General features: G+C 62.1%; 10 protein-coding genes, 2 tRNA genes and 1 pseudogene. 8 read left to right on the top strand and 5 right to left on the bottom strand.

Going from position 1 to position 13,665, the window contains the following annotated elements:
* Window positions 1-75: 75 nt before the first annotated feature.
* Window positions 76-198 (bottom strand): annotated as a pseudogene (locus M5B96_RS00570) (DUF481 domain-containing protein); the annotation flags it as partial.
* A 74-nt stretch (window positions 199-272) separates the two neighbouring features.
* Between M5B96_RS00570 and M5B96_RS00575 the strand changes: the two are divergent.
* The 4 genes from M5B96_RS00575 to M5B96_RS00590 all read left to right on the top strand — a co-directional run bounded on the left by M5B96_RS00575 (window position 273) and on the right by M5B96_RS00590 (window position 5,015).
* Window positions 273-623, top strand: coding sequence for an MGMT family protein (locus tag M5B96_RS00575; RefSeq protein WP_248794580.1), 351 nt, complete (start codon window positions 273-275; stop codon window positions 621-623).
* 43 nt (window positions 624-666) lie between these two features.
* Window positions 667-2,211, top strand: a complete 1,545-nt coding sequence (locus M5B96_RS00580; protein ID WP_248794581.1) for an AmpG family muropeptide MFS transporter — start codon at window positions 667-669, stop codon at window positions 2,209-2,211.
* A 117-nt stretch (window positions 2,212-2,328) separates the two neighbouring features.
* Window positions 2,329-4,044, top strand: coding sequence for a proline--tRNA ligase (locus tag M5B96_RS00585; RefSeq protein ID WP_248794582.1), 1,716 nt, complete (start codon window positions 2,329-2,331; stop codon window positions 4,042-4,044).
* Window positions 4,045-4,061: 17 nt separating this feature from the next.
* Window positions 4,062-5,015 carry a hypothetical protein gene (locus tag M5B96_RS00590; protein ID WP_248794583.1) on the top strand — a complete coding sequence of 318 codons (954 nt, stop codon included), beginning with the start codon at window positions 4,062-4,064 and terminating at the stop codon, window positions 5,013-5,015.
* Window positions 5,016-5,164: 149 nt separating this feature from the next.
* Here M5B96_RS00590 and dinB read toward each other — a convergent pair whose 3' ends face one another.
* The gene (gene dinB, locus M5B96_RS00595; RefSeq protein ID WP_248794584.1) at window positions 5,165-6,226 is read right to left on the bottom strand and encodes a DNA polymerase IV; all 1,062 of its coding nucleotides are present in this window, start codon (window positions 6,224-6,226) and stop codon (window positions 5,165-5,167) included.
* Window positions 6,227-6,520: 294 nt separating this feature from the next.
* Between dinB and M5B96_RS00600 the strand changes: the two genes are divergently transcribed.
* Window positions 6,521-6,597, top strand: a tRNA-Met gene (locus tag M5B96_RS00600).
* Between the two features lie 200 nt (window positions 6,598-6,797).
* On the opposite strand, the gene M5B96_RS00605 is transcribed toward M5B96_RS00600, so the two are convergent.
* The 3 genes from M5B96_RS00605 to M5B96_RS00615 form a co-directional block, all read right to left on the bottom strand.
* Window positions 6,798-8,111, bottom strand: a complete 1,314-nt coding sequence (locus tag M5B96_RS00605; protein ID WP_248794585.1) for an MFS transporter — start codon at window positions 8,109-8,111, stop codon at window positions 6,798-6,800.
* A gap of 167 nt (window positions 8,112-8,278) precedes the next feature.
* A complete protein-coding gene (locus M5B96_RS00610; protein ID WP_248794586.1) occupies window positions 8,279-8,452 on the bottom strand; it encodes an isochorismatase family protein in 174 nt (57 codons plus the stop codon).
* A gap of 59 nt (window positions 8,453-8,511) precedes the next feature.
* Window positions 8,512-8,964: a MarR family winged helix-turn-helix transcriptional regulator gene (locus tag M5B96_RS00615; protein ID WP_248794587.1), complete on the bottom strand. Its 453-nt coding sequence runs from the start codon at window positions 8,962-8,964 to the stop codon at window positions 8,512-8,514.
* Window positions 8,965-9,259: 295 nt separating this feature from the next.
* Here M5B96_RS00615 and M5B96_RS00620 point away from each other — a divergent pair.
* From M5B96_RS00620 to M5B96_RS00630, 3 genes are all read left to right on the top strand, one after another.
* Window positions 9,260-9,336 (top strand) — tRNA-Met (locus M5B96_RS00620).
* Between the two features lie 278 nt (window positions 9,337-9,614).
* Window positions 9,615-12,257 carry a bifunctional lysylphosphatidylglycerol flippase/synthetase MprF gene (mprF, locus tag M5B96_RS00625; RefSeq protein WP_248794588.1) on the top strand — a complete coding sequence of 881 codons (2,643 nt, stop codon included), beginning with the start codon at window positions 9,615-9,617 and terminating at the stop codon, window positions 12,255-12,257.
* The gene (locus M5B96_RS00630; RefSeq protein ID WP_248794589.1) at window positions 12,257-13,537 is read left to right on the top strand and encodes a virulence factor family protein; all 1,281 of its coding nucleotides are present in this window, start codon (window positions 12,257-12,259) and stop codon (window positions 13,535-13,537) included. The genes mprF and M5B96_RS00630 overlap by 1 nt, the downstream gene beginning before the upstream one ends.
* Window positions 13,538-13,665: the final 128 nt, after the last annotated feature.

A 13,665-nucleotide genomic window follows, 5' to 3' on the forward strand; every position in this document is an offset into this window, starting at 1 on the left:
CGCCTGAAACCGTCGACAAGCCCTGAGACCCGCGAATGAAAATCAATGACAAAATAAACGTTATCCGCGACGGATGCCAGGGTTGGCAAGACGGATCTTCGCGCCCAGGCGATCACCGTTCTTCAACCAGACACTATCGACCAGCAACGCCGTCGAGGCGCTGAAAATCGCAAGATACGGCAAGGTTCTGGATAATATAAGCAGAAAGAGGATTCGGGTTTGCGCGAGGGAACCTGCATCTACAGCCAAATCCCTGAACAGGATTGCCCACGATGACAGAAGACAGCGCCGCCGAAAGCCCCGCGCAGATGCGCCGCACGGCGCTTTACCTGACCCTGGCGCAAGTCCCCGCAGGCCGGGTCGTAACCTACGGCCAACTCGCCGAGCTGGCCGGTCTCGGACGCGCCGCGCGCTGGGTCGGACGGACCTTGAGCCAATTACCCGCCGACACCCGGCTGCCCTGGCACCGGGTGCTGGGTGCCGGCGGTCGGATCAGTCTGCCCGCCGGCAGCCCCTCCGGCGACGAACAGCGCGCCCGGCTGCGGACCGAAGGCCTGAGCGTGCTAAACAATCGTGTCGATATGCAGCGCCATGGCTGGCGCCCGATAGAGCACAGCGGTTAGAGTGCGCGCTTTGTTTCCGTTAACCTGAGGCAGATTCCAGCCCATGCCCCGTAAAACCTGGCGCGCCGCGCTCGCCGCTTATGCCAGCCCCTCGACACTCGTGCTCTTGCTGCTCGGTTTCGCCGCCGGCCTGCCTTATATGTTGGTGTTTTCCACGCTTTCCGTCTGGCTGCGTGAAGCCGGTGTGGCCCGTGAAACCATCGGTTATGCCAGCCTGATAGGCCTGGCCTACGCCTTCAAATGGGTCTGGTCGCCGCTGCTCGACCAATGGCGCCTGCCGTTGCTCGGCAAGCTCGGACGCCGCCGTTCCTGGCTGGTGCTGGCACAGATCCTGATCGTCCTCGGATTGATCGGCATGGGTTTCTGCGATCCCCAGAAACACCTGTCCTGGCTGATTGCCATTGCCGTGGTCGTGGCCTTTGCCTCCGCGACCCAGGACATCGCGGTGGACGCCTATCGCCTGGAAATCGCCAACGACAGCCAGCAGGCCGCCCTGGCCGCCAGCTATATGTCGGGCTATCGGGTCGCCGCCCTGCTGGCCACCGCCGGCGCGCTGTTTATCGCAGAAGGCTTCGGCTCCACCGGTTTCAGCTACAAACACTCGGCCTGGACCGGCACCTACGTGCTGTTCGGCCTGCTGATGATTCCGGCGCTGCTCACCACCTTCTTCATGCGTGAACCGCCAGTACCGCTGCGCACCCAGCTCTCCGCCGGACGCTACAGTTTCGTGCACCAATTGTCTTCGGTCTTCGTGCTGATTGTCCTGCTGGTCTCGGTCCCGGCGATGTTCACCCAGCTCTACAACACCGATTTCGCCAGCGTGCTGTTCCAGGGCCGGAGCATGCTCGACCTGCTGCTGGAAGACCGCGCCTTCCTGCGCGCGATCCTCTATACCCTCCTCACCACTCTCTGCCTGTCGAGCATGGGGCGTCGCGGCCTGGCGCCGGTGCTGACGCCGGTCAATGACTTTATCGTCCGTTATCGCTGGCAGGCCCTGCTGCTGCTGGGGCTGATCGCCACCTATCGGATGTCGGACACGGTGATGGGCGTAATGGCCAACGTGTTCTATATCGACCAGGGCTTTACCAAGGATCAGATCGCCGGGGTCAGCAAGATCTTCGGCCTGATCATGACCCTGCTGGGCGCCGGCATGGGCGGCCTGCTGATCGTGCGCTTCGGCATCCTGCCGATCCTGTTCATCGGCGGCGCAGCCTCGGCGGCGACCAACCTGCTGTTCATGTTGCTGGCCGACATGGGCCCGAACCTGAAGATGCTGATCGTCACCATCTCCCTGGACAACTTCAGCTCGGGCCTGGCGACCTCGGCTTTCGTCGCCTACCTGTCGAGCCTGACCAACCTGAAGTTCTCCGCCACCCAATACGCCCTGCTCAGCTCGATCATGCTCCTGCTGCCGCGCCTGATCGGCGGTTATTCCGGGGTAATGGTGGAAAAATTCGGTTACCACAAGTTCTTCATCATTACCGCCGTGATGGGCATCCCGACCCTGATCCTGATCGCCCTGCACTGGTATCAGTCCAGTCGTGGCGAAGGCGCGATACCCGCCACCGTCGGCGAAGAAACCCCGTAAACACTGGTCCCCGCCGCCCTCCCCCGAGGCGGCGCGGCGACACGCCTGTACGTCGCCGGATCACACCCGTACAATGCCCAGTCATTTTCAGTCATCAGCAAGCGACAACGGCCAACCATGCGCACCAGTCAATATTTGCTCGCCACACAGAAAGAAACGCCTTCCGACGCGGTCGTGATCAGTCATCAGTTGATGCTGCGCGCCGGGATGATCCGCAAACTCGCTTCCGGCCTGTACACCTGGCTGCCCATGGGCCTGCGTGTGATGCGCAAGGTCGAAGCCATCGTGCGCGAGGAAATGAACGCGGCCGGCGCCCTGGAAGTGCTGATGCCCGGGATCCAGCCGGCTGAACTGTGGCAGGAATCCGGTCGCTGGGAACAATACGGCCCCGAGCTGCTGCGCCTGAAAGATCGCCATGACCGCGACTTCTGCGCAGGCCCCACCCACGAAGAAGTGATCACCGATCTGTGCCGCAACGAGCTGAGCAGCTACAAGCAGCTGCCGATCAACCTGTATCAGATCCAGACCAAATTCCGTGACGAAATCCGTCCACGCTTCGGCCTGATGCGCGGCCGCGAATTCATCATGAAGGACGCCTATTCCTTCCACGTCGACCAGGCTTCGCTGCAGGTCACCTATGACCGCATGCACCAGGCGTACTGCAACGTCTTTACCCGCCTGGGCCTGAAATTCCGCCCAGTGGAAGCCGACAACGGCTCCATCGGTGGCGCCGGCTCCCATGAGTTCCACGTACTGGCCGAGTCCGGCGAAGACGACATCGTCTTCAGCAACGGCTCCGAGTACGCCGCGAACATCGAGAAAGCCGAAGCCGTGCCGCGCGAAACCTCACGCCCCGCGCCAACCGAAGCCCTGCGCCTGGTCGATACCCCTGACGCGAAAACCATCGCGCAGTTGGTCGAAGGCTACAACCTGGCAATCGAAAAGACCGTCAAGACCCTGATCGTCCACGCCGAAGAAGAAGGCAAGCTGATTGCACTGATCGTCCGTGGCGATCACGAACTGAACGAAATCAAGGCCGCCAACCAGCCTGGCGTTGCCAGCCCGCTGGTCATGGCTTCCGACGCCGAACTGCGGGACGCCATCGGTGCCGGTGCCGGTTCCCTCGGCCCGCTGAACCTGCCGCTGCCGATCATCATCGACCGTTCGGTCGAGCTGATGAGCGACTTCGGCATCGGCGCCAACATCGACGACAAACACTACTTCGGCGTCAACTGGGAACGCGACCTGCCGGTCCCGACCGTGGCCGACCTGCGCAACGTCGTGGCCGGCGATCCGAGCCCGGACGGCAAGGGCACCCTGGAGATCAAGCGCGGCATCGAAGTCGGCCACATCTTCCAGCTGGGCACCAAGTACAGCGAAGCGATGAAGTGCCAGGTGCTGGGCGAAAACGGCAAGCCGGTGACCCTGACCATGGGCTGCTACGGTATCGGCGTTTCCCGCGTGGTCGCCGCCGCCATCGAACAGAACAACGACGCCAACGGCATCATCTGGAGCGACTCCCTGGCGCCGTTCCAGATCGCCCTGGTACCGCTGCGCTATGAAACCGAGCAGGTTCGCGAAGCCACCGACAAGCTTTACGCCGAACTGACGGCCGCCGGCTTCGAGGTGCTGCTGGATGACCGGGACAAGAAAACCAGCCCGGGCATCAAGTTCGCGGACATGGAACTGATCGGCATTCCCCATCGGATCGTGGTCAGTGACCGCGGCCTGGCCGAAGGCAACCTGGAATACAAGAGCCGCACCGAGGCCGAGGCGCAAGCCCTGCCAGTCGCCGAGGTGCTGTCGTTCCTTCAGGCCCGTATCCGTCGCTGAGTCCAGATAGAGCGCCCATGTTCAATCGAAGTGCCTTAGCCCTCGGGGGCGCCGCCTTGTGCGGCGCCCTGCTGGTCAGCGGCTGCGCCAACCAGATGTCACAACGTACCGAGCACGAAGAGCGCGTCGAGCGCAAACTGCTCGAACACAATCTGCAGATCGATGTCGGTGATCCCAAGGTCCTCGAACTGCCGCAACGTCGCGTGCGGATTCACGAGCAGAAGACCTTCGAAGTCACCGAGTTCGACGTCACCCGTCGCTATGACCGCTACACACCCTACCAGGGCTGGCGCAAGGTCTATGAAATCCCACTGGGAGCCGTGGCACTGGTCGGTGGTATTGGCGCCAACGTGGCGAATATCTTCGCCCTCGGCCACCTGCCCGACAGCATTACCCATGGCTGGCTCAAGGACGGTATCGACGGCCTCAATCCGTTCGTCAACGTCGAGTCCGGCGGACGCGCCCAGCAGAACCTGGCCGGGGTCGAGGAAGTCCAGCGCGACAAGCGCATGGAACACTCAAGCCTGCCGTGGTCCGAACGGCCGGTGGAAGTACTCGCCGGCAAGCAGAGCGCGGAATTGACCACCGACCGCAATGGCGTATTGCGCCTCAACCTGCTCGACAGCCCGTTCGCCGAGCAGGACCTGTATCGCATCGGCAATCTGCAGATCCGCGTGGAAGATGCCCAGGGTCAAATCCACTCGGACTCGAGCCTGTCCATCAGCAGCAAGCTGCGCGGCAAGCTGCTGGAGGCCCACGACCTGATCTACAACGACCTGGAGGGTGACGACGTCAACCAATGGGTGCACCGGGTCAAGCGCTTGTCGGAGCTGGGACTGGAAGACGAGGCCAGTGAACTGGAACAGAGCCTGATCGAACTGACCCGCAACGATCCCGAGTTGCAGCATGAGTTTCTCCAGACCCTGACCAAGAAGGCCGGGCGACTGGTGGCGGATCCCGGGGCCAACTGAGATCCCGACACCCATTTTCCTGACGCCCCCCTTGCAGGAGCAGAGCTTGCTCGCGAAGGCGTCCTTGAGGACGCTAAAAGCTTCGCGAGCAAGCTCTGCTCCTACAGGTTTTGCGTTGCCCTCAATGTACACCCCACCCAGACAGCGCCTCAGCTATTGAACAACTCCAGTTGCTCATGCCCAGCGCGCAGATCCTGCAGGCGCACACCAATCCCCAACAACCGCACCGGCCGCTCTCCCCGGGCAAAGGCCTGGCTCAGCAACTGCCGATAACTCTCCAGATCCCGCCCGGCCCCGGCCTGCTCCAGGGTGGTCTGGGTAAAGTCATGGAACTTCACTTTTACGAAGGGCTTGCCCGGTCGATAGCTGCTGTCGAGTCGGGCAATGCGCCCGGCGAGGGTTTCCATCAATTCAGGGAGTTTTTCCAGGCAACTGGCAAGATCCGGCAGGTCGGCATCGTAGGTGTTTTCGACGCTGACCGACTGGCGTCGGCTGTCGTTATGCACCAGCCGCTCATCGACCCCCCGGGCCAGCCCCCAGAGGCGCTCACCAAAACTACCGAACTCGCGAACCAGAGCCAACTTGCCCCACTCGCGCAATTGCAGGCAATCGACGATCCCCAGCCGCCCGAGCTTGTCCGCCGTGACCTTGCCGACCCCGTGCAATTTGTTGACCGGCAAGCCGGCAACGAAATCCTCCACCTGGTCCGGGGTGATCACAAACAACCCATTGGGCTTTTTCCAGTCGCTGGCAATCTTGGCCAGGAATTTGTTCGGCGCCACTCCGGCGGAGACGGTGATATGCAATTGCTTCGAGACCCGGCGCCGGATGTCCTGGGCAATCCGCGTCGCGCTGCCGGCAAAGTGCGGGCTGTCGGACACATCCAGGTAGGCTTCATCCAGGGACAAGGGTTCGATCAGATCGGTGTAGTCGCGAAAGATCGCCTGGATATCCTTCGACGCTTCCTTATAGGCATCCATCCGTGGCTTGACGATCAGCAGGTCCGGACACAGGCTCAAGGCATGCCGCGACGACATCGCCGAACGCACGCCATAGGCACGCGCCTCGTAATTACAGGTGGCGATCACCCCTCGCCGATCCGCTGAACCGCCCACCGCCAAGGGCTTACCGACCAGGCTCGGGTTATCACGCATCTCGATGGCGGCGTAGAAGCAATCACAGTCGACGTGGATGATTTTGCGTTGCGTCATGAAAACACAGGTTCATTCAGGGAGCGGAAACAGTACAGGCCAGCAGTATCTCACTGACACCTGTATATAGCACCAGTAGTTTGATTCTTCCTCTTCAACTGTAGGAAACAGCCCGATTGAATTTATTTTCTCAATCGAAAAGCATCCTCCGATAGAGCTGAAAGCCTTGTCCGGCATAGCCCCGAGGCTCGTCACAACCCCTGCTTCAAACGCTAACCAATTGAACCATAAAGGGGTTTTCCTCAATTAAGGTTTGACAGCCGGGCGTTTCGCTGTAGAATGCCGACACACAGACGCGGGATGGAGCAGTCTGGTAGCTCGTCGGGCTCATAACCCGAAGGTCGTCGGTTCAAATCCGGCTCCCGCAACCAAACATCAGAAAAGGCTACTCGAAAGAGTGGCCTTTTTTGTGCGTGCCTGTTTTGCCCGGAAGCCTGAAAAAACCTGCTTGCCGGACACTTACCGAAAGCGATCGGTTAAATCGAGGCTTTTCCGGCTCCTGCAACCAACGATACTGGTGATTCCGAATTTTCCGGGTAGCCGGCTCCATTGCGCACGGATCGGGTATTGCTCAGCGCCTGGAGTCGCCTTCGCGCACAATGATCACAGGCGCCTGGGATCCACCCTCATAACTTTGCCCGATTGGCTCAGCGGTACGAGGCGTTTGAGGACGACGGAATTGCCGAGCGAGGAAGCCTGTCGCCACGAGGGCCGCGGCAAAGCCAGAGGCCGCGCCGATGCCGAGCGCCCAGCGTGGCCCGCAATGATTGGCTACCCATCCGACTATCGGCGCTCCGATCGGCGTGCCTCCAAGCGCGATGCCAACGCGGAGCGCCATCACCCGCCCGCGCATTGCCGGCTCCGTCGAGAGCTGCATCAGGCTATTCGTGGTGTTGGTGAACATCAGGGCGGCCACACCGATGATGACCAGCGCCCCGGCGAAGAGCCAGTAGCTCGGCGCAAGGGCGGCCAGCGTACAGCCGAACCCGAATACCGCCGCGCCGATCAGCAGCGAGCCGAACCGGGGCTTGTTGCGGCCGGCGCCTAGCAGCGCGCCGGCTACCGTGCCGATCGCCATGACCGACGACAGCAGGCCATATCCGCGGGCATCGGCGTGGAAAACCCCGACCGCCATCGCCGAAATGAAGATCGGGAAGTTCAGGCCGAAGGTGCCGATGAAGAACAGCATGACCAGGATTGACCTGAGGTCCGGCCGCGCCCACACATAGCGAAACCCTGCGGTAAAGCTTCCCCGGGTGCGTTGAGCCCTGGCGTTCGGATGAAGCTCGGCGACGCGCAGCAATGTCAGGGAAATCAGCACCGCAATGAAGGAGACGCCGTTGATCAGAAAGGCCCAGCCGCTTCCGATCGCCGCGATGACCACGCCTGAGACGGCCGGGCCGATCATCCGCGCGATGTTAAACGAAGTCGAGTTGAGCGCCACCGCATTGTGCAGACATTCATCGCCGACCAATTCCGCGACGAAGGTCTGACGCACCGGTGCATCGAACGCCGCCGCGCAGCCAAACAGGAAGGCGAAGATGTAAACGTGCCAGAGCTGGATGACACCCGAGACAGTGAGAATCCCCAGCACCAGAGCGAGGGCACCCATGCTCGCCTGCGTGGCGATCAGCAGCTTGCGCTGATTGAAATGGTCGGCGGCAAAGCCAGTCCATGGCAGCAACAGGAGCTGCGGCCCGAATTGCAGCGCCATGACCCAGCCGGCGGCCGACGCATCGTGATGGGTGAGCTGGGTGAACACCAGCCAGTCCTGGGCCGTCCGCTGCATCCAGGTGCCGACATTGGAGATGAAGGCCCCTCCCACCCAGAGCCGATAGTTGAACCCTCGCAGGGAGCGGAAAAAGCTCGCAAAGGGAGGCTTCACCGCTGCTCCGGATGATTACCGCCATGGAAGCGGCCAAAGTGCCGGGCGGAAAAAACGGCGATCAGCAGCGCGCCCGCGCCGAACGCGGCAACGTCGCCTGTATTCCGCAAGGCAAAGTCGCCGACACAAGAAAGGAGCAAATAGCCGATAGTGATGTTGAAAAAGCCTCAAAGCACGTTGACGAGCACCACCGGCAGGCCACGCTCGCGGAAAGCATCGGCGAGCGTCCGGGCCCGCTCTATGACTTCGCCAATCGGGTGGCTGACGGGAAGACCGACGATGCCTTTCTGCAGGTCGACGACAACCAGGGCGGTATTCGGATCGAGCGTAGTCAGCGCCATGGATTCTCCCCTCGAAATTTCGGATGAGTTGGATTGGGCGTGAGCCCCACGAACTTCCGTCAATCGTCGATGAGCCGCTTGAGCAGCTCGACGGCCTCCGCAAGCTTGTTCTGTTCCTCCGGCGACAGACGCGCCTGGAGAGTTCGGGTCAGCCAGTCCTGGCGCGCCGCGCGACCTTCCTTGACCCATTTACGACAGGCGTCCGTGAGCGAGAGCAGGGTCTGCCGCCCGTCCGTCGGGTCTGGCCCGCCACTCACCAGGCCTGCGCTCTCCAGCGCGGCGACGACCGAGCCCATCGATTGCGGACGCATCGCCTCCGCCCGGGCAAGGCTTGATGCCGTGGCGGGACCGTCCTTCTCCAGGCGAAGCAGCACAGACACCTGGGAAGGGGTCAGGTCGTTAACACCAGCTTGCTCGCGCAGTCGGCGCTTCAGCTTTCCCGTCAGGGCTCGGAGGTCCTGCGCGAGAGCAGCAGTACGTAGGGCTTGGAAATTCTCGGGCTGATCGTTCATGTCAGCCGTTATAGAAGATATGAAGACAAACTGTAAAGTAAAACTTATCAGCTAAACTGAATATATTGCGCAAGACTCAAGGGCGCGGTCACAAAATCGCCACATCAAACAGGCCACTCGAAACAGCGACCGTTTTTGTACGCGCCTGTTTTTGCCAGGCAGCCTGAAAAATCCTTGATTGTCGGACACTTACCGAAAGCAGCCGATCAAATCGAGGCTTTACGCATTATTTTGACCAAACGGATGATTAACGGTTGACACCTCGGCGTTCGGCTGTAGAATGCCGCCACACAGACGCGGGATGGAGCAGTCTGGTAGCTCGTCGGGCTCATAACCCGAAGGTCGTCGGTTCAAATCCGGCTCCCGCAACCAAATATCAGAAAAGGCTGCTCGAAAGAGTGGCCTTTTTTGTATCCGCCGAAAAAACTTTCATCCAGTCATGGCTGGACGGATCGAACCCTCGACGGATACCGCAGTCAATGGCTGCACAGGCTAAGCTGAATCCGCAACAAACTTCCTCTACAACAGCCCGGGGCGTGGGTCGCCGTACAACGGCCAGACACGTTAATATTTGCAATTATTTTGTCCATAGGGATTGGTAACTTGGCTGGATACCCCCATCCTGTCGCGCACAATCCTAGAGGTGATTGATGCGCGCCAACTCGTCCGAACCACACGAAACTGTTACAGCGACACACCCGATCACCGCCACCCGTCTACGTTGGCTGGATCTGTTGAGCAAGTACCGACAGTCCGTCGGACTGGCTGTCACCCTGTTTCTGTTCGCCATCGCCCTGATCGCCTGCCGTCACCTGTTGATCGAGCTCGATCTCGACGCCCTGCACGATTCGATTCTCAGTGTGCCCAAACCGGCCCTGGGTGGCGCATTGGCGGCGACCGCCATCGGCTTCATTATCCTGCTGGGCTATGAGTGGTCCGCCAGTCGCTACGCCGATGTGAAATTGCCGACGCGCACCCTGGTACTGGGCGGCTTCACCGCTTTCGCCATCGGCAATGCCATTGGCCTGTCGTTGTTGTCCGGCGGTTCGGTGCGCTACCGGCTCTACGCCCGTCACGGCCTGGGGGCCGCCGAAGTCGCGCGGATGACTCTGTTTGCCAGCCTGTCGCTGGGCTGCGCGCTGCCACCGCTGGCCGCCCTGGCGACCTTGAGTAACCTGCCCGCGGCGTCCGAAGCCCTGCACCTGCCCGCCTACCTGCTCGGCGGCATCGCCGTAGGCGTGCTGGCCCTGGCGGCCCTGCTGGCGGCAGGCATCTACCGTCGGCGCCTGCCGGAACAACCGATCAAGGACAACCTGCTGGTCAAGGCCGGACGCCGTACCCTGCGCCTGCCCAGTGCCCGTCTGACCTTGCTGCAACTGGTGATTACCGCCCTGGATGTGGCCGCCGCGGCGACCGTGCTCTATCTGCTGTTACCCGAGGCGCCACCGTTCGGCGCCTTCCTGCTGGTTTACCTGCTGGCCCTGGCTGCCGGCGTGCTCAGCCATGTGCCCGGCGGCGTCGGCGTGTTCGAAGCCATTCTGCTGGCCGCCTTTGCCAATCAGTTGGGCGCCGCACCGCTGGCCGCCGCGCTGCTGCTCTATCGCCTGATCTACGTGCTGTTGCCGCTGCTGCTGGCCTGCCTGGCACTGCTGAGCACAGAAGCCCAGCGCCTGATCACTACCCGGCAAAGCATGCGGGTCGCTTCAGGTTTCGCCGCGCCGATCCTCGCCGTCCTGGTGTTCCTCTCCGGCGTGGTCCTGCTGTTCTCCGGCGCAACCCCGGAAATCGACACGCGCCTGGAAGGCATCGACTTCCTGGTTCCGGATCGTCTGATCGACGCCTCGCACTTCGGCGCCAGCCTGGTGGGCGTGTTGTGCTTGCTGCTGGCCCAGGGCCTGCGTCGGCGCCTGTCCGCTGCCTGGATGCTGACCATGACCTTGCTGCTGGTGGGCGCCCTGCTCTCGCTGCTCAAGGGTTTCGACTGGGAAGAAGCCAGTATGCTGACGGCCACCGCCTGCCTGCTGGGGATTTTCCGCCGCTCCTTCTATCGACCCAGCCGCCTCACCGAACTGCCGTTCTCGCCACTCTATCTGGTCGCCAGTCTCTGCGTGCTCGGCGCTTCGGTCTGGCTGCTGTTGTTCGCCTACCAGGATGTGCCCTACAGCCACGAGCTGTGGTGGCAGTTCGCACTGGATGGCGATGCCCCCCGCGGCCTGCGTTCGCTGCTGGGAGCTGCCGTGGTATTGGTCGCCGTGTCGCTGACCTGGTTGCTGCGCACCGCGCGTCCGGTGATTCACCAGCCCACCGCCGATGAAATGGAGCGGGCGTTCAAGATCCTGATGGCTTCCGACCAGCCTGACGGCGGCCTGGCCCTGACCGGTGACAAGGCGTTCCTGTTCCACCCCACCGACACCGCCTTCCTGATGTACGCGCGCCGTGGGCGCAGCCTGGTGGCGCTGTACGATCCGATCGGGCCGACACGCCAGCGCGCCGAATTGATCTGGCAATTCCGCGACCTCTGCGACACCCATCATGCCCGTCCGGTGTTCTATCAGGTGCGGGCGGAGAACCTGCCGTACTACATGGACATCGGCCTGACCGCCATCAAGCTCGGCGAAGAAGCCCGGGTCGACCTGCATCGCTTTGACCTCGAGTCCAAGGGCAAGGAGATGAAGGACCTGCGCTACACCTGGAACCGCGGTAGCCGTGACGGCCTGTCACTGGAAATCTACGAACCGGGGCAGGCCCCGCTGGATGAACTCAAGGTCATCTCCGATGCCTGGCTCACCGGCAAGAACGTACGCGAGAAAGGTTTCTCCCTGGGCCGCTTCGCCCCCGAGTACATCAACCACTTCCGCGTCGCGATCATCCATTTCGAGGGGCGCCCGGTGGCTTTCGCCAACCTGCTCGAAACCCACAGCCATGAACTGGCCAGTCTCGACCTGATGCGTTCGCACCCGGAAGCGCCGAAGCTGACCATGGAGTTCTTGATGGTTGGCCTGATTCAGCATTATAAGGCTCACGGATACGCGCGTTTCAGCCTGGGCATGGTGCCGTTGTCGGGCCTGCAACCGCGGCGTGGCGCCCCACTGACCCAGCGCCTGGGCTCGATGGTGTTCCAGCGCGGCGAGCAGCTCTACAACTTCCAGGGCCTGCGTCGTTTCAAGGACAAGTTCCAGCCTGACTGGGAACCCCGTTACATGGCCGTGCCGGCAGGACTTGATCCGCTGGTCGCATTGGCCGATACCGCCGCCCTGATTGCGGGCGGCCTGACTGGATTGGTGAAACGCTGATGATTCAACGCTCCTGGCGGTTTTTACTGGTAATCGTGCTGCTCCTGGCGGCACTCGCGGGAGGTGGCTACTGGTTCTGGAACCGCCCCCCGCCGGAATCCACCCTCGAGCACCTGAGCCAGGCCGACGGTTCGACCCTGACTCGCCTGACCCCCGGCACTACGGCCAAGGCCCAGGTGGTGGTTGCGACCCTCGCCGAAGACGCCCTGAGCGACGCGCAACTGTCCGCCCTGAGCCGTAGCGGCGCGGCGCTGATCGTCCAGGTGATCCTGCCCAAGGACAACTGCACGCTGCAACAAAAGGCCCTGGATGGCGCCCTGCAACAATTGAAGGGTCCGGCGACCCTGGTCAGCGGCATCGGCCCGGGCGCGTCCCTGGCCTGGAACTGGCTGGCATCCCAGGCCAGTGACAAGGCCCAGGCCATCTCGGTGGGGTTTGTGCTCGATCAGCCGGATTGCACTGTCCCAGTGCCGAAGAGCGCCGCCCACGGCCACTGGCTGGTGGCCTGGAACGACGGACCGGATGATCCGAGCGCGGCGTTCGTGCGCGACCAGCCGAATGCCGAAACCAGCATCAGCGACTACGACATCCACCTGCCCCAGGTGCTGAACAACGAACTGCGCAAGATGCTGGTGGGTACGGAAAACGGCGGCCTGGCCATTCCGGTGGTGGAAGTCCCGGCGGAGAAAGCCAGCGACACCGTGACCCTGTTCCTCTCCGGCGACGGTGGCTGGCGTGACCTGGACCGCGACGCGGCGGGCTATATGGCGAAGATGGGCTACTCGGTGGTGGGCATCGATACCCTGCGCTACTACTGGCAACACAAGAGCCCGGAACAGACGGCCGCCGACCTGACCGAACTGATGCAGCACTATCGGCAGAAATGGGGCGCCAAGCGTTTCGTCCTGGCCGGTTATTCCTTCGGTGCCGACGTCCTGCCGGCGATCTACAACCGCCTGCCGGAAAACGAGCAGCAGCGGGTCGACGCAATCATCCTGCTGGCGTTCGCCCGTAGCGGTAGCTTCGAGATCCACGTTGACGGCTGGCTGGGCAAAGCCGGCATGGAGCTCGATACTGGTCCGGATATGGCCAAGCTGCCGGCGGCCAAGGTCTTGTGTATTTATGGCCAGGACGAAGTGAAAGAGAGTGGCTGCACCACCGCGACTGCGGTCGGAGAGCCCGTCAAGCTACCAGGGGGTCATCACTTCGATGAGAACTACCCGGCGTTGGCCAAACGGTTGGTGGATGCCATCCAGAAGCGCCAGGTCAAAAGCGAGTAATGCGAGCCCTGTAGGAGCCGGGACGCCGCATCGCAGCGAAGCTTTTAGCGATCTCAAGGGCCCCATCGCCGGCAAGCCCTTCTCCTACAGGGGGTAGCGTAAGCCGCCCAAGAAAAAGCCCCCGCTGC

It is taken from the genome of Pseudomonas sp. MWU13-2105 (assembly GCF_023242315.1).
Taxonomy (GTDB): Bacteria; Pseudomonadota; Gammaproteobacteria; order Pseudomonadales; family Pseudomonadaceae; genus Aquipseudomonas.